This window comes from Pseudomonas koreensis, assembly GCF_036668835.1.
In the GTDB taxonomy this organism is placed as follows: domain Bacteria; phylum Pseudomonadota; class Gammaproteobacteria; order Pseudomonadales; family Pseudomonadaceae; genus Aquipseudomonas; species Aquipseudomonas koreensis_I.
The window spans coordinates 906,999-924,804 of record NZ_JAZEVW010000001.1 but is presented as its reverse complement, the minus strand read 5'-3'; the positions used below and the strand labels follow the sequence as shown (position 1 = coordinate 924,804).

The 17,806-nt window shown below is 59.8% G+C and carries 22 protein-coding genes; 20 read left to right on the top strand and 2 right to left on the bottom strand.

Features of this window, described 5'->3' with window-relative positions; all coding sequences use genetic code 11:
* Positions 1-2: 2 nt before the first annotated feature.
* From V6F91_RS04185 to V6F91_RS04095, 19 genes are all read left to right on the top strand, one after another.
* Positions 3-323 carry a head-tail joining protein gene (locus V6F91_RS04185; RefSeq protein WP_332762562.1) on the top strand — a complete coding sequence of 107 codons (321 nt, stop codon included), beginning with the start codon at positions 3-5 and terminating at the stop codon, positions 321-323.
* Positions 320-985 (top strand): hypothetical protein, encoded by a 666-nt coding sequence (locus V6F91_RS04180; protein WP_332762560.1) that lies wholly within the window; start codon positions 320-322, stop codon positions 983-985. Before V6F91_RS04185 ends, V6F91_RS04180 begins: the two co-directional genes overlap by 4 nt.
* Positions 978-1,490 (top strand): hypothetical protein, encoded by a 513-nt coding sequence (locus V6F91_RS04175; RefSeq protein WP_332762558.1) that lies wholly within the window; start codon positions 978-980, stop codon positions 1,488-1,490. The genes V6F91_RS04180 and V6F91_RS04175 overlap by 8 nt, the downstream gene beginning before the upstream one ends.
* A complete protein-coding gene (locus V6F91_RS04170) occupies positions 1,487-2,053 on the top strand; it encodes a phage baseplate assembly protein V (protein ID WP_127926433.1) in 567 nt (188 codons plus the stop codon). The genes V6F91_RS04175 and V6F91_RS04170 overlap by 4 nt, the downstream gene beginning before the upstream one ends.
* Positions 2,054-2,105: 52 nt before the next feature.
* Positions 2,106-2,354: a hypothetical protein gene (locus V6F91_RS04165; RefSeq protein WP_332762554.1), complete on the top strand. Its 249-nt coding sequence runs from the start codon at positions 2,106-2,108 to the stop codon at positions 2,352-2,354.
* Positions 2,355-2,359: 5 nt separating this feature from the next.
* A complete protein-coding gene (locus V6F91_RS04160) occupies positions 2,360-2,686 on the top strand; it encodes a GPW/gp25 family protein (RefSeq protein ID WP_083352359.1) in 327 nt (108 codons plus the stop codon).
* Complete coding sequence (locus V6F91_RS04155; protein WP_332762550.1) at positions 2,683-3,564, top strand: baseplate assembly protein; 882 nt, start codon at positions 2,683-2,685, stop codon at positions 3,562-3,564. Before V6F91_RS04160 ends, V6F91_RS04155 begins: the two co-directional genes overlap by 4 nt.
* A 1-nt stretch (position 3,565) precedes the next feature.
* Positions 3,566-4,174, top strand: a complete 609-nt coding sequence (locus V6F91_RS04150) for a phage tail protein I (RefSeq protein WP_332762548.1) — start codon at positions 3,566-3,568, stop codon at positions 4,172-4,174.
* Positions 4,167-6,029, top strand: coding sequence for a phage tail protein (locus V6F91_RS04145; RefSeq protein ID WP_332762547.1), 1,863 nt, complete (start codon positions 4,167-4,169; stop codon positions 6,027-6,029). Before V6F91_RS04150 ends, V6F91_RS04145 begins: the two co-directional genes overlap by 8 nt.
* Positions 6,026-6,610, top strand: a complete 585-nt coding sequence (locus tag V6F91_RS04140) for a DUF4376 domain-containing protein (protein ID WP_332762546.1) — start codon at positions 6,026-6,028, stop codon at positions 6,608-6,610. The genes V6F91_RS04145 and V6F91_RS04140 overlap by 4 nt, the downstream gene beginning before the upstream one ends.
* A gap of 103 nt (positions 6,611-6,713) precedes the next feature.
* Positions 6,714-7,880 carry a phage tail sheath family protein gene (locus V6F91_RS04135; RefSeq protein WP_332762544.1) on the top strand — a complete coding sequence of 389 codons (1,167 nt, stop codon included), beginning with the start codon at positions 6,714-6,716 and terminating at the stop codon, positions 7,878-7,880.
* Between the two features lie 13 nt (positions 7,881-7,893).
* On the top strand, positions 7,894-8,397 hold the full coding sequence (locus tag V6F91_RS04130; RefSeq protein WP_064364595.1) for a phage major tail tube protein: 504 nt from the start codon (positions 7,894-7,896) through the stop codon (positions 8,395-8,397).
* A gap of 13 nt (positions 8,398-8,410) precedes the next feature.
* The gene (locus V6F91_RS04125) at positions 8,411-9,010 is read left to right on the top strand and encodes a phage tail assembly protein (protein ID WP_332762539.1); all 600 of its coding nucleotides are present in this window, start codon (positions 8,411-8,413) and stop codon (positions 9,008-9,010) included.
* 150 nt (positions 9,011-9,160) lie between these two features.
* On the top strand, positions 9,161-11,779 hold the full coding sequence (locus V6F91_RS04120) for a phage tail tape measure protein (protein ID WP_332762538.1): 2,619 nt from the start codon (positions 9,161-9,163) through the stop codon (positions 11,777-11,779).
* A 9-nt stretch (positions 11,780-11,788) separates the two neighbouring features.
* Complete coding sequence (locus V6F91_RS04115) at positions 11,789-12,634, top strand: phage tail protein (RefSeq protein WP_123377011.1); 846 nt, start codon at positions 11,789-11,791, stop codon at positions 12,632-12,634.
* Positions 12,609-12,815 (top strand): tail protein X, encoded by a 207-nt coding sequence (locus V6F91_RS04110; RefSeq protein WP_332762533.1) that lies wholly within the window; start codon positions 12,609-12,611, stop codon positions 12,813-12,815. The genes V6F91_RS04115 and V6F91_RS04110 overlap by 26 nt, the downstream gene beginning before the upstream one ends.
* Positions 12,816-12,913: 98 nt before the next feature.
* Positions 12,914-13,963, top strand: a complete 1,050-nt coding sequence (locus V6F91_RS04105; protein ID WP_332762531.1) for a phage late control D family protein — start codon at positions 12,914-12,916, stop codon at positions 13,961-13,963.
* A 49-nt stretch (positions 13,964-14,012) separates the two neighbouring features.
* Positions 14,013-14,576 carry a glycoside hydrolase family 19 protein gene (locus V6F91_RS04100; protein ID WP_332762529.1) on the top strand — a complete coding sequence of 188 codons (564 nt, stop codon included), beginning with the start codon at positions 14,013-14,015 and terminating at the stop codon, positions 14,574-14,576.
* Positions 14,558-15,100: a lysis protein gene (locus V6F91_RS04095; RefSeq protein ID WP_332762528.1), complete on the top strand. Its 543-nt coding sequence runs from the start codon at positions 14,558-14,560 to the stop codon at positions 15,098-15,100. The genes V6F91_RS04100 and V6F91_RS04095 overlap by 19 nt, the downstream gene beginning before the upstream one ends.
* Before the next feature lie 4 nt (positions 15,101-15,104).
* Here V6F91_RS04095 and V6F91_RS04090 read toward each other — a convergent pair whose 3' ends face one another.
* Entirely contained in the window at positions 15,105-15,359 is a 255-nt protein-coding gene (locus V6F91_RS04090; protein WP_332762526.1) for a hypothetical protein, read from the bottom strand.
* Positions 15,360-15,700: 341 nt separating this feature from the next.
* On the opposite strand from V6F91_RS04090, the gene V6F91_RS04085 reads away from it, so the two are divergent.
* Positions 15,701-16,495 (top strand): DNA adenine methylase, encoded by a 795-nt coding sequence (locus V6F91_RS04085; RefSeq protein ID WP_332762525.1) that lies wholly within the window; start codon positions 15,701-15,703, stop codon positions 16,493-16,495.
* 548 nt (positions 16,496-17,043) lie between these two features.
* Here V6F91_RS04085 and V6F91_RS04080 read toward each other — a convergent pair.
* Positions 17,044-17,739, bottom strand: a complete 696-nt coding sequence (locus V6F91_RS04080) for an SOS response-associated peptidase family protein (RefSeq protein WP_332762523.1) — start codon at positions 17,737-17,739, stop codon at positions 17,044-17,046.
* Positions 17,740-17,806: the final 67 nt, after the last annotated feature.

Sequence of the window (17,806 nt, the reverse complement as noted above, 5' to 3'; positions counted from 1 at the left end):
CCGTGGGCTTTCGCGATCTGATCGCCGAGGTCGACGCTGTGGTGTTCGAAACGCTGGGCGATACGGCGCGAATCGAGGGTCGTGAAGATCCAGTGTTCGGCATGTTCGCCGCGCCTTGGCTGCAACCCAAGTTCGGCAAGCTCAACACCGGGTTGCGCGAGCCTCGCTTCGAGATCCGCGTCAGCGATTCGCAAGGTCTGGAACAGGGCATGTTGGTCAGCGTTGACCTGCCTGCCTTGGATGGCGGCGGTGACTACGACCTGATCCAGCTCGAACCGAGCGGTGACGGGCTGGTCGCTCTGATTCTGAGGTTACGGCCATGAGCGTCGGCAGCTATTTCAAACCCTCGGCCGGGGGCGGGATGATCTCCATCCAGTCCTCGGCCGCACATTTTCAAGCGTTCCAGGACTTTGCCAAGGTGGTGCCTAAAGCGGCTGCTGCGGCGCATCGGCGCGCGATCAACAAAACGTTGGGAAGGTTGCGCACGCACATTGCCCGAGCCGTCAGCCGGTCAGAGCGCATTGCCGTAGCAGCGGTGCGTCAGCGGTTGCGCAGCTATCCAGTTTCCGGCGCGGCCGCGAGCGGCAAATTATGGTTTGGGTTGAACACCATCGAATCCAGCCGGATCGGCCGGGCGCGGCAGACCGGTAGCGGTGTGTCGGTGGCGGGGCGGCGTTACCAAGGTGCCTTTCTCAAGAAGGTCTACGGCAACAAGCCCGACATCTGGATCCGTACGGCCAGCAAGCATTTCAACGCGGACGACTACCCGGACAGCACGGTCTCCCCCGGTCGCGGGCCGAGTTCGGGCTGGGTCGCCGAAAACGGTAGTCGTTTCCCGCTGGCCAAGGCCAAGGTGTCGCTGGAGCAAGCCCGGCCGCATTTCGACAGCTGGGTCAAAAAGGCAGATGAGATCCTTTTGGCGATTCTCAAACAAGAACTCAACTTTGAGCTGCAGAAATACCTCAAGAGGATCGGCAATGTCTGACGAACCGTTCAGCCTGGACCAGCTTTATCGGGCGGTAGAACAGCATCTGCGTACCCACTTGCCTGGCGTGCAGGCCGTCACAGCCTGGCCAGACATTAAGGATCGCGTGTTGCTGCCAGCGGTATTTCTGGAGGTGGCCGAGATCGAGCCGGGTACCGATATCGGTACCGGCGAAACCTCGCTGGTCTGCAAGTTCGAGGCTCGGATCATTGTTGACCCGATCAAGCCGCACCATCATCAACAGGTCGTGCAATTGGCGACGCAGTTGGCGGTGCTGCTGCGTGCGCAGACGTGGGGATTGGCAGTTGAACCCGCCGAGTTTGTGCAATCGCTGCAGGACTTTACCCAGCCGCACCTGGATGGATACACCGTATGGCTGGTGGAGTGGACTCAGCAGGTGTATCTCGGCGTTGAGGAATGGCCGTGGTTGGACGAACCGCCGGGTACGTTGGTGCTGGACATTGATCCGGGTGATGGGCCATTCCAGCCCGAGGATCTGCCATGAGCTACGCAAGCGCACAGCATGACCGCATGATCGCGGGGGCGGTAAAGGCTTGCTATGTGGTCGCGGTGGATTTGTCCGCTTCGCCGCCGGTATGTCGCGTGTCGGATGGCAGTGAATGGGTCAGCGCGTGGGTGCGCTGGCACAGCATCGCGGCGGGCAAGGCCAGGCACTGGCGGGCGCCGTCTTTGGGTGAGCAGGGCAGTTTGATCAGTCCCAGCGGTGACGTGTCACAAGGCACGTTTGTCCCGGGCCTGTATGGCAATGCCGGACCGCCGCCAGATAATCGCGATCACGTCGAGGTCTGGCGCTTCGATGATGGCGGGTCGCTGGTCTACGACTGGCAGGCCAAGAGCTACAGCATCACGCTGCCGAGCGGTACGGTCACCATCAAAGTGGCCAGCACCGAAGCGGTCGTGACCGATGCCGCCGTGAGCGTGACCACCGGCAACATCAATCTGAAAGCGGCGGTGATGATCGACGGCGCGCTACACGTTACCAAGGGCATCACCAGCGCCGGTGCGATCATTGACGCCACTGGCAACAGTAATCACCACACGCATTAGTTCATTCACGACAGCCCGCCCAGTGCGGGCTTTTTCATGCCTGGAGAAATACATGGCCAAGATCGATACGACCGTCACCGAGGTGCAAGCGTCCTCCGAACCGGCATTGTCATCCTCAACTTACTCATCGCCTGAGTCCTTGAAATTCCGCGACAAGCTCTACACGTCGCGACTGTTGATCGTGCCCGGCACTGACCGTTTCTATCCGGTCGACAAGGCGACGGTAGTGGTGCCGGCTTCCGACATCGAAGCGGTCAAGTTCCTGAAAGCCAGCGAAGAATACGAGCCGTTCAAGGAGTGACATCGATGATCGGAATGGATCGCCAGACCGGCCTACCCATATCCGGCATTGAGCACCTGCGGCAATCCATTGCCGACATCTTGAGTACGCCGCTGGGCAGTCGCCGGCACCGTATGGAATACGGCAGCAAGCTACGGCGGTTTGTCGATTTACCCATCAACGAAGGCTGGAAAAGCGCCGTACAGGCTGAGGTTGCCCGCGCTCTGGGGCGATGGGAGCCGCGTTTGAAGTTGGATCAGGTGCGCGTCATTTCCGTCATTGGCGGGCAAATCAATTTGCAAATCGTCGGGAAGTACCTGGGCGACAGCGTCACGTTGGAGGTGGCTGCATGAGTACCGTAGATCTGTCGTCGCTGCCAGCGCCGACCGTGCTGGAGCCTCTGGACTTCGAAGAGGTGTATCAGGATGGGTTGAGCGTGTTTCGTGGGTACATGGGTGGCAACTGGACGGCCGCACTGGAAAGCGATCCAGTCGTCAAAGTGCTTGAGGTCGGGGCCTACAACAAGGTCGGCAACCGCGCCCGGGTCAATGACGCCGGCAAGGCGCTGTTGCTGGCGCACGCCATTCGCGGCGACCTCGATCACTTGGGGGCAAACGTCAATCTGAAGCGTCTTGTCATTCAGGCCGAGGATCTGCTGGCGGTGCCGCCGGTGCCCAAGGTCATGGAAGACGACGACCCGTTTCGCGAGCGCATCCAGTTGGCCTATGAGGGCTTGACCACGGCCGGCCCGCGTAACAGCTACATCCTGCATGCGCGTAACGCCTCTGGGCTCGTAGCAGATGCCACGGCCGAAAGCCCGAAGCCCTGTTACGTCACGGTCACAGTGCTGGGGTTGGACGGGGAAGGCGAAGCGCCGCCGGAGCTGCTGGCCACTGTAGCCGCTGCGCTGAATGACGATGACGTCCGGCCGGTGGGTGATCGAGTGACGGTGCAGAGCGCGCAGGTGATCCGTTACGAGATTGACGCCATTTTGCACATGGCCAGCGCCGGACCAGAAGCGGATGCCAGTTTGGCCGAGGCGAAAAGCCGCTTGGCAGCCTGGATCAATCCACGCAAGCGGCTGGGCGTTGAGGTCGCCCGCTCTGCTGTTGACGCTCAGTTGCACGTTGCCGGCGTTGCCCGGGTTGAGTTGGTCGGGTGGCAGGATCTGGCCCCGACCAAGGCGCAAGCGGCTTTCTGTACCAGCTACAACGTGAGGCTGGCGGGCTGATATGAAAAGTCTCCTACCGCTCAACAGCACGCAACTGGAACGGGCCATGGAGGCCGCGTTTTTCGAAAAGACGATTGTCCCTCTGCGCGATCTCTACAACGCTGATACCTGCCCGGTTCATTTGCTGCCGCATTTGGCGTGGGCGTGGTCGGTGGATCGCTGGGATTATCGCTGGACGGAAGCAACCAAGCGCGCGGCCATCAAGGCCTCGTACTACATCCACAAGCACAAAGGCACCATCGGCGCGTTGCGCCGGGTGGTCGAGCCGCTCGGCTACCTGATCGAGATTGTCGAGTGGTTCAACACGGTGCCTGAGGGCGTGCCGGGCACCTTCGCTCTGAAGGTCGGGGTTCTCGATACCGGCATCACCGAAGAAATGTATCAGGAGCTTGAGCGCCTGATTGACGACGCCAAGCCCGTCACCCGGCATCTGACCGGGCTGGCGATCAGCCTGGAAACTCAAGGCAATTTGAATATCGCCGTGTCCGTCTACGAAGGCGAAGAAATCGACATTTATCCGCCCGTCATGCGTGACATTGAGGTCACTGGCAGCTTTGGCGTGGTCGGCCGCGAACACACCATAGACACTTTGGACGTTTATTATGATTGATGCGAATTCGCAGTTTTTCGCGATCCTTACGAACGTGGGGATGGCCAAGCAGGCGAACGCCGACGCGCTCGGCATTCCCTGGCTGATCACGCAAATGGGCGTGGGTGATGCCAACCCGAGCGGGCTGGCGGATCCGCCCAATCCGGTGCCGTCGGCCAGCCAAACCAAGCTGCTCAACGAGTGGCGCCGCAAGCCGCTCAACCAACTGAAGATTGACCCGGTCAACCCGGCGGTGATTATCGCCGAGCAGATCATCTCGGCCGACGAGGGCGGTAAGTGGATCCGCGAAATCGGCCTCTACGATGCGGACGGCGATCTGGTGGCGGTGGCCAACTGCGCGCCAAGCTTCAAGCCGCTGCTGTCGCAAGGCTCGGGCCGCACGCAAATCGTGCGGATGAACTTCATTGTCACCAGTACCGGCAACATACAGCTCAAGATTGACCCGGCGATTGTGCTGGCCTCGCGGGCCTACGTCGACGCGGCCATTCTGGAAGTGCTGCCGAAGAACAAGCCTGCGGGCCAGTACACCCGCGTCAAAGTCAACGATCGCGGGGTGTTCGTGTCGGGTGATAACCCGGAAACGCTGGCTGGGATGGGCATCAAGGACACCTACACCAAAACCGAAATCGAAGCGATGATTGCGCAGGCCTCGGCGTTGCCGGTCGGTGCCATGGTCGCGTTTCCGCTGGACAAGGTAGCGCCCGGGTTTCTGGAGCTGGACGGCAGTGTTAAGAGCATCGCGGTTTATCCAGATCTGGCGGCGTTCCTAGGCACGGCGTTCAACAAGGGCGACGAGGGTGCCGGCAATTTCCGCTTGCCGGAATCGCGCGGCGAGTTCCTGCGTGGTTGGGATCATGGGCGGGGTGTGGATGCGGGCCGTGCGGTCGGTAGCTGGCAAGTAGGTACGGCGACGTATGGTGATGGCGATGGGCAAAACCTGCCTGTTCCTAACCTGAACAACGCGGCGCATGTGCGCGTTCTCGGGTTGGAGTATGACACCGCTCCGGCTGTACCCGAGCAGATCACTGTGTTGGCAACCGCAACGGCCACAACTTCGTTAATCATGGATGGCGTGCAAACGCCTGGGGCGGCCTACAACGGCGTCGACTTCATGCGTTCCCGGCCTCGAAACATCGCGGTCGTATGGTGCATTAAAGCGTGGAACGCGCCGATTAATCAGGGAAACATCGACATTGCCGCGCTCGCCGCGCGTACCGGCCGCCTGATCGGGCGACAGATCATCAAGGCGACAGCGCAGTACGTGCCGACGCCGGGTATGAAGTTCGTGCGGGTGCGTGCGATCGGTGGTGGTGGCGGTAGCAGTGGAACGCCCCCAACGGGATCGGCCAGTAACTCGGCCAGCGGTGGCGGCGCTTCGGGCAGTTGGGCTGAAGGCTGGTTTACGGCGGACGAAATCGGCGCCGGCGTGCTTGTCACCATTGGCGAAGGTGGTGCAGGTGGTGCGGCAGGCGGTGCCGGCCAGCCGGGCGGAATGACGTCTGTAGGCGCTTTGATGGGATGCCCCGGCGGTGGCGCCTCGCCGTTGCCTAACACTGTGGCAACTTCTACTTCTGCGTTGTGGGGGGCTGGAGTGCCCGGGCCTGTGGCCTATGGCGGCAATGTTATTAATAGCGCTGGCATGTGCGGCGAAGGCAGCATGTCAGTTATCAACTCTGTGCTTCCGGGTGTGGGGGGAAGCTCCCCGTTCGGTTCTGGTGGCCCTGCGTCGAACTCGGCACAGCCGGGGTCGGGCTTTGGGGCTGGTGCCAGTGGCGTGCATGCGGCGACAAATGCGGCGGCTAAGCAGGGCGCGGCGGGTTCTAAGGGCGTGGCGATCTTTGAGGAGTACGCATGAGGCTTTACGCGTGGGTTTATGAGGGGATTGTGCGCGAGCTTAAGAGCATTGCCGGCGATATCTCCAAGATGTTTCCGGCGGTGTTTGTCTGGGTGCCTGTGCCTGATGGTGTTGTGCCGGCTTTGGGCTGGCATGCGTTAGAAGGCGCTGAAGGTTGGGTCTTTTCTCCGCCATCAGCTCCCGATCGCACGGCGGCCGAACTGGCGAAGCTGATCGCCGATGAGCGTTACCGCCGCGAGGGGTTGGGCGTGGTTGTAAATGGCTTGCCGATCGACACCACGCGAGACAGCCAGTCGCTCATCGCCGGCATGGCAGTGTCTGCCCTGGTAGATGCCGATTACCGCTGCAACTTCAAGACTGGTGCCGGATTCGTTGAGCTGGGTGCGGTGCAGATTCTGGCCGTTTCATCGGCTGTTCGTGCCTATGTGCAAGCGTGCTTTGACCGCGAAAAAGCGTTACTGGAGGCGATCGGGTCGGGGGAATTCGTCGACGATATGCTGAGTGAAGGTTGGCCGGTTCCTGATCCGCCGGCAGTGCAGGAAACTGATCCAGATCCGGCACCTGAAGTAGAGCCGCAATAAACGCCCCGCACAGACGGGGCGTTTTCTTTTCCGTTACGCGTAACAAAAACACCCTAACAGCCTCGCTCATGCGGGGCTTTTTCGTTTCTGGAGACTGACCCTTATGAGTTTTTTCCACGGCGTCACGACCACGTCGGTCGACACTGGCGCGCGCACCATCTCGCTGCCGTCTTCGTCGATCATCGGTCTGTGTGCCACCTTCACCCCGGGCGTTCTCGGCGGCGGCACGGCCAAGGCCGGCGAACTGAAATTGATCACCACCGAGCGCGAAGCCATTGCCGCCTTCGGCGCCGATTCGGCAATCACCAAGGCCTGTCAGGCGATCTACGTCAAAGCCAAGGCGGTGATCGTCGCCATCGGCGTGGCCAAGCTGGAAGACCCTGCGCTGCAAACCTCGGCAATCATCGGCGGCGTGCTGGAGTCGGGGCAACGTACTGGTTTACAGGCGCTGCTCGATGGCAAAAGCCTGTTCAACGCCCAGCCGCGGCTGTTGATCGCACCGGGCCATACGGCGACTCAGGCGGTGGCCACGGCGCTCGACAGCGTGGCGCAGAAGCTGCGCGCGATCGGCATCATCGACGGCCCGGGTACGACCGACGAGGCTGCTATTGCCTACGCCGAGAACTTCGGCAGTCGCAACCTGTTTATGGTCGACCCGGGCGTCAAGTACTGGGACACCATCACCAGCAAGACCGTCGACGCGCCCGGTTCGGCTTGGGCGGCGGGCCTGTTTGCCTGGACGGATGCTGAATACGGTTTCTGGGCCTCGCCTTCGAACAAGGAGTTGACCGGCATCACCGGCACCGGTCGCGCGGTCGAGTACCTGGACGGCGACGAGACCTGCCGGGCCAACCTGCTCAACAACGCCAATATCACCACGATTATTCGCGATGACGGTTACCGCCTGTGGGGCAACCGCACGCTGTCGAGCGATCCGAAGTGGGCGTTCGTTACCCGCGTTCGCACGTTGTTCATTCTCATGGACGCGGTGCAGGCCGGGCACAAGTGGGCGGTTGACCGCTCGATCACCAAGACCTACGTGACCGATGTCACCAACGGTCTGGATGCATTCATGCGCGACCTGAAAGCCCAGGGCGCAATCATCAACTTTGAAGTGTTCCCCGACACCGAACTGAATACGGCCAGCCAGATCGCCCAGGGCAAGGTGTATTGGCGCATCCGTTTCACCGACGTGCCACCGGCAGAAAACCCGAATTTCCTTTTCGAAGTCACCGATCAGTGGATGACCGAAGTGCTTGAAGCAGCCTAAGGGGGCGTAACCAATGATTCCTCAGACTTTGTACAACACCAACCTGTTCGTCGACGGCGTGAACTTCTCCGGCGACGTGCCGAGCCTGACGCTGCCCAAGCTGACCACCAAGACCGACGAATACCGTGGCGGCGGCATGGCCGGCCCCATCGAGATGGATCAGGGGCTTGAGAAAATGGAAGCCTCGTTTGTCACCAAGGGCGTGCGCCGCGAGTCGCTCAAATACTTCGGCCTGGCTGACGGCACGGCGTTCAACGCCACGTTCCGAGGTGCCTTCAAGGGCCAAAAGGGCGCGGTGACAGCGGTCGTTGCCACCCTGCGTGGTCGCCTCAAAGAGGTCGATCTCGGTGACTGGAAAGCCGGTGATGCGGCCGAGATCAAACACGCCGTTGCGGTCACGTATTACAAGCTCGAAATCGACGGACGCCTGATGTACGAGATCGACATGGTCGCCGGCATTCAGGTGATCGACGGCAAAGACCAACTGCTCGAAGTGCGCAACGCGCTCGGCTTGTAAGGAATAGATCCAGATGACTCAAGCAATCGCTCAAAACCTGCCGGCCTGGCTGTCGCTCAGCGCGCACGGCGCGGTCGTGACGCTGACCCGCCCAACCAAAGCCAACAGCATCGACGTCGAGACGTTGAACCTGCGCAACCCGACCGTGCGTGAAGTGCGCGCGGCTGATCGTGCTGCCAACGGCGATGATGAACAGCGCGAACTGATGCTGTTCGCAGGTCTCGCCGAAGTCGGACTCAAGGATCTGGAAGGCCTCAAGCTGACGGATTATCGCCGCGTGCAAACGGCGTATTCGCACCTGGTACCGAAAACCGATTATTCGGACTCGATGCCGGCATGGCTGTCGCTGACCACCGATCAGGTGCTGGTAACGCTGTCATGCCCGAGCGAAATCAACGGCGTGACCGTCGACAAGCTGGCCTTGCGTTCACCGACCGTGGGCGACGTGCGAGCGGCCAACCGTGAAGTGGGTGGCGACGATGAGCAGCGCGAGCTGGTGTTGTTTGCTGCGTTATCCGGTGCGCCTGTCGCGGATCTGGAGGGGCTGAAGCTGGTGGATTTTAACCGCTTGCAGGCCGGCTATTTTCGCATGGACAACGACGACGGGATTTAACCCCAGCGTTATCAAGGCGGCGGCGAAACGTCTGGCGGCGGAAACCGGGTTTTCCGCCGCCGAGATCCAGTCGATGCCGTTCGCGGATATGGTGTGGTGGCTCACGGATTGAGCCGCCACCGGTAGTGCTGGGCACATGAGGGCCATGACATGGCAAACAAACTCGCCCTCGGGCTGGTGATCGGCGGTGCCGTCAGTTCCACGGTCGGCGCCGCGTTCAAGGACGTGACGGGGCGCATCAAGCGCCTCGAGGCAGAAGGCAACAAAGCGCGGGTGCTGCAGCGCACGATTGGCGACACCATCCGCCTGCGCGAAGAATGGAAAAAGGCTCACGACACCGGCGCTGCCGGCGCGTCCAAATTACTCAACCGTTTGAACTCGAACCTCGACAGCCTGAAAAAGCAGGGGGTCGAGGTCGGCCGACTGGAAAAAGCCTATCGCTCGATGGGACAGACGGCCAACAAAGCCGAGCTGAAAGCCAAGGGTCATCAGCAGATTGATTCTGGCGTAAAGGGCATGAAGGGCGCTGTCGGTGCTGCGGTTGTCGGTGTCGGTGCCATGGCGGTACCGACCAAGGTCAGCGCTGATTTTGGCGCGATTGTCCGTGACATCGCGATCAAGGCCGGCATTGCCAATAAGCCGCAAGAGCAGGAGATGTCACGCAAGATCATCGACACCTCACGCGATACGGGCATGGCGCGCAACGATGTGGCCGATGTGGTCAATCAGTTGGTCGGCGCCGGTATGGAACTGAGTAAGGCGCTGGAATACGCGCCTGTCGCGGCCAAGTTTGTCGTGGGGCAGGGATCCAGCGGTGTCGACACGGCGAAGATGATCAACGCCCTGGGGCAGAACGCCAAGATCACCGACCCCAAGCAGATGCAGCAGGCGTTGGAGGCGATCGCTTACCAAGGGCAGGCGGGCAGCTTTGAAGCGGCCGACATGGCCAAGTGGTTCCCGGAACTGCTGGCCAACATGGCCAGCAACGGCATCACCGGCTTGGATGCGGTGACCCAACTGGGTGCCATGCTGCAGGTGCAAATGAAACAGGCCGGCAGTTCGGACGAGGCGGCCAACAACCTGAAAAACTGGATGGGCAAAATCGGTTCGACCGATACGGTCAAGGCTTACGAAAAAGCTGGTATTGATTACAAGGGATCGATGCAGACCGGTTTGCAAAACGGAATGTCGACGCTTGAGACCAGTATGGCGCTGGCTCAGAAATACATTCAGGCGACCGATCCGGCGCGTGCGGCGAAAATGGCCGAGGCCACGGCAAAAATCAGCGAGCAAGCCGATCCTGAAAAGGCCAAGGCCATGATGGCCTCGCTGGAAGAATCGCTGCGCACCGGCGACCTGTTCGCAGACATGCAGGTCAAGGCCGCACTGTCGGCCTACATGCAGAACAAGGCGCTGTACAGCCAGCTCAAAAACGATTCGCGTGACGCGACCGGGATCCTCGACAAGAACCTCGCCGAGCGGCGCGAGTCTTCATCGCAGAAATGGGCGGAAATGGCCCAGTCGATGGATGACGCCATGCGCAGCATCGGCGATGCGCTGCGCCCGGTGACGGACACCGTGGCCGAGTCGTTGACCAAGGTCACTAAAGGCATTACGTCGCTGACGGATAGCGCGCCCGGGGTGGTTGCCGGTATCGCCACGGTCGGGGCGGGGCTGATCGCCTTAAAAGGTATCTTCAGCACGATCAAGATTAGCAAGGGGCTGCTAAACCTTGCGCGTGGGTCGCGCGGTGGTCGGGGTGGGAGCGAAACCCGCAATAAAAATTCCGGTGAGCTTGATCTGGTAGCGACTGGCCTGGATGTTGTTTCGCGGGTGAAGGAAGCGGCTACAGGCGGTGGCCTTGGTGCTGCAAATGATGCAGGTAACGACGGCGTCCAAAAGGTTTTCGTCGTCAATGCCGGCGCTATGGGTGGCGGTGTGGATGTGCCGGGCGAATCGCGCCGACGCGGACGTGGATCAAGCCGCAGCGCTCGTCGCCGGACGTTGCCGAGTTCGAGAGGTCCTCGCCAGTCTATGCCTCGTTCCCCTGTTTCGATCCCATCGCCATCAGTCCCGTCCGTTCCAAGTGGGGCATTGTCCAAACTCGGCGTCGTCGCAGAAACCGTCGGTAAGGCCGGCAAGGCGGCCAAGGTCATTCCTGGCGGCACGCTGCTGGAGTCCGGCGCGATGGCTTTTGAAACCTTTCAAAACGCCAAGACCAAGGACGAAAAAGCCGAAGGTTACGGTTCGGCCGCGGGCAACCTGGCCGGCACCATGGCCGGTGCAGCAGCTGGCGCCGCCATTGGTTCGGTTGTGCCGATCATCGGCACCGCTATCGGCGGCATGATCGGTGCTTACCTGGGCAGTCAGGGCGGTGCGGCGCTGGGCGGGTCGTTGGGTAAGTCGTTGTTCGGTGGCGAGGATGAAAAGCCCGAACAAGCGGCCAAGGCGCCCGTGCCAGTCATGCCGCTGATGATGACGTCAGCGGCGCAGCAAGGTCCGGTGTTGGGGGATGTCGCACGCTCGATGGCGGTGACGGCGCCGCTCAAGTCGGCGGCGCTGGCGATCCAACCCAAGGAGCCAGAAAAACCGGTGCCGGCCAAGGTGGACCAGCAGTTTCAGTACTCGCTGAACATGCCGGTCACGGTGCAGGGCGACGTCAAGGACCCGCAAGCTTTGGCGCAGGATCTGATGCCGCACATGCAGCGAATGATGGCGGATGCGGCGAAGAGTAACGCCGCCAAGCTGTACGACGAACCCCATGTCTAAGGAGGTTTCATGGCTTACATGGAGCAGATGCAATCAAGTCTGAAGTATCTGGTGGATGCGGCGGAAACCGGGCGGCGTAGCGCGGATGGCATGCTGTCCCCGGTCAATGGCGCGATCCGCGAACTGACCGGTGCCGCGTCCGAGCTGGAAAACATCCCGTTCGTCGGTCCGGCCATCGGCGCCAAACTTCAGCGGGTGATGCGCGGCGTCGACGCGGCTCAGGCCAAGGTCGGTCAGGTGGTAGCGGTGTACGGCCGCGCTACCCGCGCGGCGGCCGAAGTGCAGGAGCGGCTGGGCACATTGAAGGAACAGGCGGGCAAGGCGGCCACGGCGATCAACAACGTCGCCGGCAAGGTCAGTCCGTCGCTGGCCAACATCGTGCCCACCAGTTCCTTTGCCGTGGAGGCCACGCCGGCGCCGGAGGCGGTGAAGCCGTTCCCGCATCTGATGATCATTCAACCGCGCGATCCGAAGATTGAGCCGTATTACTTCAACCTGGACACAGCAGCGTTCGACGAGCTGAGTCGTTCGACCGAATTCCGCTGGGCTTCGCAGGAGCGGCTGACGCGCCGGCCGGCGAAGCAGGCCATCGGTATGGGCGATGAAAAGTTGACGCTCAAGGGCACGATCTATCCGGGCTTCAAAGGCGGATTGAAGCAGCTCGACACACTGCGTTCCATCGGAGCCAGGCTGCAGCCGCTGACTCTGACCACGGGCTATGGCGAGGTGATCGGTACGTGGTGCCTGAAAAACATCAACGAGGAACAGTCCGCGCTGCTGCACGGCGGGATTGCTCGCAAACAGGGATTCACTTTGGAGTTTGAGCGCTATGGCGACGACATGCAGGACGTATGATGGCGACATGCTCGATGTCATTTGCAACAACGTTTACGGTCATCTGAATGGCAGCGTTGAGGCCGTGCTCGATGCCAATCAGGGGCTGGCCGATGAGCCTCAGCCGTTCCGGTCGGGCGTGATTATCGTTCTGCCGGATCTGCCCAGCCCGACCAGTGAGGGCGTCAGCTTGTGGGATTGACACGGGGCGATGCCTTCGCCGCCGCCGCGCCGCGTTACGCGTAACGACGCCTTGTTTTTCTGGCCCGCCTTGTGCGGGTTTTTTATTGGGAAAAATTCATGACTCCGATGTTTCGCATTGTCGCCGATGGCGCCGATGTCACGGCCAAGATCAATGATCGGCTGTTGTTGCTGCGTACCTCTGACAAGCCGGGCATGGAGTCCGACGAGTTTGAGTTGCGTATCGACGACCGTGATGGGCAAGTGCAATTGCCACGGCGTGGCAGCTCAATCGAGATCTACCTGGGCTATGCCGAAACGACCTTGACGCGTATGGGCAGTTATACCGTCGACACGGTCGAGGTGTCAGGGCCGCCGGATACCATCGTGATCAAGGGCAAGGCCAGCGACATGCGCGGCAGTGGCAAAACCATCCGTAGCGGAAGCTGGGAAGACGTGCCGCTGTCGAAGATCGTGGCTGACGTCGCCGCGCGCAATGGCTGGACGCCGGTGTGTCCTGTGTCGACCAAGGTCGCCCGCGTCGACCAGCTCAACGAGTCTGATTTTAATTTCATCACCCGTCTGGCCAAGCAGTACGACTGCACGGCCAAGGTCGCCGACGGCAAGCTTTTGGTGATGCCGCGCCAAGGTGGCCAGACGGCCAGCGGCAAAGCATTTGGCGCTATCACGCTGACCCGCAGTGACCTTAGCCGCTGGCAATTCAGTCTCGGCGATCGCAATTCGCACAAGGCGGTGGCCACCAAGCATCAGGACAAAAAGAACGGCAAGCTCGCGGTGGTCACCATTGACAACGATGATGCACCGGACGGCTTGCCGGCAGTGCATACCGACCGCCATATTTACCCGAACAAAACGGCTGCAGAAGCGGCGGCCAAGGCCCGTCTGTCAGCGTTCAACCGCTCTACCGCAGATGTGCGGCTTGAGATGCCCGGTCGCACGGACATCTTCGCCGAGCGTCCCATCATCGCTCAGGGGTTTAAGGTAGGGCTTGATGGTGAATACCTGGCGGATTCGGTCGAGCAGGTGTTCACCCAGTCCGGCTGGTCGACCACGGTCGAATGCAATGCCGGCAAAGCCGGTAAATCCAAGGTCAAGAAAAAGAAAGGTCCGAAACCACCCCTCAAAGTTGTGAACATCGAGAAGCAATAGCCGCATCCCATCGCCGCCTGAGTGCGGTTTTTTTACGTCTGGAGTTTGTATGTCCATCACTGAACAACAGCTGCAAAGCATCATGCCCAACGCCCGCCGCCAAGCGGGCGTTTTTGTATCCGCCCTCAACGCAGCCATGGCCCATCGACAGATCAACACGCCGAAACGCCAAGCCGCGTTTCTGGCGCAAGTCGGTCACGAGTCGGGTCAGCTGCAGTACGTCCGGGAACTGGGCGGCGATCAGTACCTGAGCAAATACGACACCGGCACCCTGGCTGCAAAACTGGGCAACACGCCGGCAGCGGATGGTGATGGCCAGCGCTATCGCGGTCGTGGCTTGATCCAGGTCACTGGCCACGACAACTACCTGCGCTGCAGCTTGGCACTGTTCGGTGACGAGCGATTGCTGCGCACGCCTGAACTGCTGGAGCTGCCGCAGTGGGCCGCCGAGTCGGCCGCATGGTTCTGGTTCGTGAATGGGCTGAACACGCTGGCCGATCAAAATGAATTCAATACGATCACCCGCAGGATCAATGGAGGTCTCAATGGCCTGCAGGATCGGCTGGAGTTGTGGGGGCGGGCGAGGGCGGTGCTATGCGTCTCGGCGAACTGATACCGGCGCCGTATCGGCTGCTGGCGAAAGGCGTGTTGCTGGCCGTCTTGGTCGGTGGTTCTGTGGCCACTACCTGGCAAGTACAGGATTGGCGCTACGGCAAACAGCTCGCAGAGCAGGCCCAACTCCACACCGAAACCCTCAACCAACTGAATCTGGCCTCGGCCGCGCAACAGCGTGCCGAACAGGATAAACGCCTCGCGCTCGAGCAGCGCCTGGCAACCAGTGAACAAACCCATTACCGAGCCTTGAGCGATGTCCAACGTGATCAAGGTCGCCTGCGCGACCGGCTTGCCACTGCTGATCTGCGCCTGTCAGTCCTACTCGACGCCACCACCGGTGCCTGCAACGGATCGTTGTCAGCCGCCACCGCCACCGGCGGCGTGGTTCATGGCCCCACAAGAGCCGAACTTGACCCAGCGCATGCACAACGAATTATCGGCATCACCGATTCCGGTGACCAAGGACTGATCGCGCTGGCTGCTTGCCAAGCATATGCTCGATCAGTCGCAGACGATAAATGAAGACTCATGGTGGACAGTCCCTACTGAGCAGGTAAGCGCGGTGTGCTATGTCTTTTTGGTCCTGTTTATCCCAAAGTAATCCGTGAAACACCGAGTCGAATGCCCGTTTTTGCGCAACAGTTAAAGATGAGTATCCACGGTTGATGACTTGCTGGGCGATGCCTTGAGCGATGCGTTCTTCCTCTGTAGAGAAGGGATACTCCTCGAGAATCTCTTCAACCATGCTGATCAGTTCGGTCTCGTCAGACAGATCTTCCATACAAACCCCATACGATTAGATAGCTCAATCGCACAGTGGCAGCATTCGTCACTGATTTTCAAGCAATGACATGACAAGGTTCATGCTTTATTCGCTCACATTGCTATCGAAGTCGTACCACTCAATCGCTCTCGCTAGCTTGCATGAGCGGCAACACACGCATAACCCGTGTTGCTTCAACACCGAAGTAAAAAAGAGCGGCCAGTCCGGATGCGTCAACACCCAGACCGACCGCCGTCCATGCAGATGGTCCCTGCAAGTCCAGCCAAGGCTCTTGCTCCGTGCACAAAGCGCGGCGAGCCTAGCACCTGTTTATCCATACAGTAAAGGTCTTGCTTTCAATGTCTACACCCATCATCCCTTGGATGGGCGGCAAACGCCGCCTGGCCGATCGCCTCATTCCGCTTTTTCCCCCTCACGAATGCTACGTCGAAGTCTTTGCCGGCGGTGCCGCGCTTTACTTCATGAAGCCTCAACCGTCGCCCGTCGAAGTCCTCAACGACATCAACGGCGACCTGGTCACGCTTTACCGCGTCGTGCAGAACCACCTCGAAGAGTTCGTGCGCCAGTTCAAATGGGCGCTCAGTTCTCGGCAGGTGTTCGAATGGCAGAAAATGACCCGCCCCGAAACCCTCACCGACATCCAGCGCGCCGCCCGATTTTTTTACCTGCAGCACCATGCCTTCGCCGGCAAGGTCTCGGGTCAGACTTTCGGGACGGCGACAACTGCCCCGGCCATCAACCTGCTGCGGATCGAGGAAAACCTCTCGGCCGCGTGGCAGCGCCTGTCCGGCACCTACGTCGAAAACCTCTCCTGGCTTGAATGCGCAGAACGTTATGACCGTGCTCACACCTTCCACTATATGGATCCGCCTTACTGGCAGACCGCCGGGTATGGCGTCGACTTTCCATTCGAGAACTACGAACGGATGGCCGACTTCATGCGCCGCTGCAAAGGCAAAGTGATGGTCAGCATCAACGACCACCCCGATATCCGCCGTGTGTTCGAGGGCTTCCACTTCGAGACATTGGATATTCGCTACACCACTGCCAACCAGCGGCAAGGCAAGGCCGAGGTGAGCGGTGAGCTGGTGATCATGAACTGGGCGCCAGAATCGTTGGGCGGCTTGTTTTAGCTCTCACCATGGGATTTTCTTAACGAGAAGCTGAAGCAGTCGAATCAACTCAATGGCGAAAATTAGGCACAGGCGCACATAGCTAATGTATTTCATTGGCTTCTCGTAAGGTAATTAAGGTCGCGACACTGGAAAGCGTCGTTTGGTCTTGAAAATTTAATTTGCTTGTTTGGTACCTTAGTTTTAATTGCAGACTCTCGTCAAGTATTAGCTCGTTAAGCAGGCTGTGTAACGTGGTATAGGGCAATGGTCGTATGAAGGGACTTTGTCCTAGGGCAATGGGTGTATATATCCCTTGCCCTAGGGCAATGGGTGTATAGGAGGGCACATCTTAACGCTTGATCCTAGTGAGTTTGCAACTTTGGATATTTAAAGGACATCGGAAGGATATTATTGCAACGGTGTATTAACGAAATAACGCAATAACGCAATAACGAAATAACGCAATAACGCAATAACGAAATAACGAAATAACGAAATAACGAAATAAAGAAATAACGAAACAACGAAATAACCAAATAACGATGCTAGGTCGTCAGAAGCGAATTTTAGTATGGGTGCTCTTCCTCTTTAGGCTTGAGCAATTCCCTGCCTTGATTGCGCACATTGCCGACGGCTCGGTCGACCTTGAACCATTCGAAGGCCTCCGTGGGTTCGCCTTGCTGTAACGCCATTAGCTCGGCGCGATCCTTGGGCGTGTCCGGGTCTAGCCATTCCCTAGCCAATTCTGGCGAAAGCGTTACAGGGCGTCGGTCGTGAATGTCCACCATGCCACCCGCGCTGTCGGCCGTGATGATCACAAAACCGTCGTGCTCACCAGGTGGATGTTCTGCGGTGGGGTATTGGCCGATGGCGGCGCACAGAATCGGCGCTCGATCTCGCCGGCGAATGAGGTAAGGCTGCTTCTTCGGGCCACCTTCATCGACCCATTCAAACCAGTTGTTGATCGCGATGATTGCCCGGTGCGGCCAGATCGCGCGGAAGAATGGGCCGTGTGCCACTTTCTCTACCCGGGCGTTGATCGGCGCGGCGCGGTCCTTTGCCCAGTGTGGACGCCATCCCCAGCGGACCATGTCGGCATGCAGGTAATGACCCTCCTGATGGAAAATCGCCAGCTGGGTGGTAGGAGCAGCGTTGTACCGTTCGAAAGGTTGGTCGCCGGTATGATTGACCAGCGCGTTGGGCATGCTTAACGCCGCTACAAAGTCGTGGATGCCGTCGTACTGTGAGAGTCGTCCGCACATGTAGCCCGCCTATCAGATATTTCCTACAGAAATTGACCGCGAGCGCTTCTGAAAGTTAACTGTATGT

Excerpts from the sequence above, each read along its gene's own strand:
- V6F91_RS04180 (WP_332762560.1), top strand. The coding sequence starts at position 320 with ATGAGCGTCGGCAGCTATTTCAAACCCTCGGCCGGGGGCGGGATGATC.
- V6F91_RS04115 (WP_123377011.1), top strand. The coding sequence starts at position 11,789 with ATGGCTTACATGGAGCAGATGCAATCAAGTCTGAAGTATCTGGTGGAT.
- V6F91_RS04165 (WP_332762554.1), top strand. The coding sequence starts at position 2,106 with ATGGCCAAGATCGATACGACCGTCACCGAGGTGCAAGCGTCCTCCGAA.
- V6F91_RS04145 (WP_332762547.1), top strand. The coding sequence starts at position 4,167 with ATGATTGATGCGAATTCGCAGTTTTTCGCGATCCTTACGAACGTGGGG.
- V6F91_RS04150 (WP_332762548.1), top strand. The coding sequence starts at position 3,566 with ATGAAAAGTCTCCTACCGCTCAACAGCACGCAACTGGAACGGGCCATG.
- V6F91_RS04120 (WP_332762538.1), top strand. The coding sequence starts at position 9,161 with ATGGCAAACAAACTCGCCCTCGGGCTGGTGATCGGCGGTGCCGTCAGT.
- V6F91_RS04080 (WP_332762523.1), bottom strand. The coding sequence starts at position 17,739 with ATGTGCGGACGACTCTCACAGTACGACGGCATCCACGACTTTGTAGCG.
- V6F91_RS04160 (WP_083352359.1), top strand. The coding sequence starts at position 2,360 with ATGATCGGAATGGATCGCCAGACCGGCCTACCCATATCCGGCATTGAG.
- V6F91_RS04175 (WP_332762558.1), top strand. The coding sequence starts at position 978 with ATGTCTGACGAACCGTTCAGCCTGGACCAGCTTTATCGGGCGGTAGAA.
- V6F91_RS04135 (WP_332762544.1), top strand. The coding sequence starts at position 6,714 with ATGAGTTTTTTCCACGGCGTCACGACCACGTCGGTCGACACTGGCGCG.
- V6F91_RS04125 (WP_332762539.1), top strand. The coding sequence starts at position 8,411 with ATGACTCAAGCAATCGCTCAAAACCTGCCGGCCTGGCTGTCGCTCAGC.
- V6F91_RS04155 (WP_332762550.1), top strand. The coding sequence starts at position 2,683 with ATGAGTACCGTAGATCTGTCGTCGCTGCCAGCGCCGACCGTGCTGGAG.
- V6F91_RS04095 (WP_332762528.1), top strand. The coding sequence starts at position 14,558 with ATGCGTCTCGGCGAACTGATACCGGCGCCGTATCGGCTGCTGGCGAAA.
- V6F91_RS04130 (WP_064364595.1), top strand. The coding sequence starts at position 7,894 with ATGATTCCTCAGACTTTGTACAACACCAACCTGTTCGTCGACGGCGTG.
- V6F91_RS04085 (WP_332762525.1), top strand. The coding sequence starts at position 15,701 with ATGTCTACACCCATCATCCCTTGGATGGGCGGCAAACGCCGCCTGGCC.
- V6F91_RS04100 (WP_332762529.1), top strand. The coding sequence starts at position 14,013 with ATGTCCATCACTGAACAACAGCTGCAAAGCATCATGCCCAACGCCCGC.
- V6F91_RS04090 (WP_332762526.1), bottom strand. The coding sequence starts at position 15,359 with ATGGAAGATCTGTCTGACGAGACCGAACTGATCAGCATGGTTGAAGAG.
- V6F91_RS04170 (WP_127926433.1), top strand. The coding sequence starts at position 1,487 with ATGAGCTACGCAAGCGCACAGCATGACCGCATGATCGCGGGGGCGGTA.
- V6F91_RS04140 (WP_332762546.1), top strand. The coding sequence starts at position 6,026 with ATGAGGCTTTACGCGTGGGTTTATGAGGGGATTGTGCGCGAGCTTAAG.
- V6F91_RS04105 (WP_332762531.1), top strand. The coding sequence starts at position 12,914 with ATGACTCCGATGTTTCGCATTGTCGCCGATGGCGCCGATGTCACGGCC.
- V6F91_RS04110 (WP_332762533.1), top strand. The coding sequence starts at position 12,609 with ATGGCGACGACATGCAGGACGTATGATGGCGACATGCTCGATGTCATT.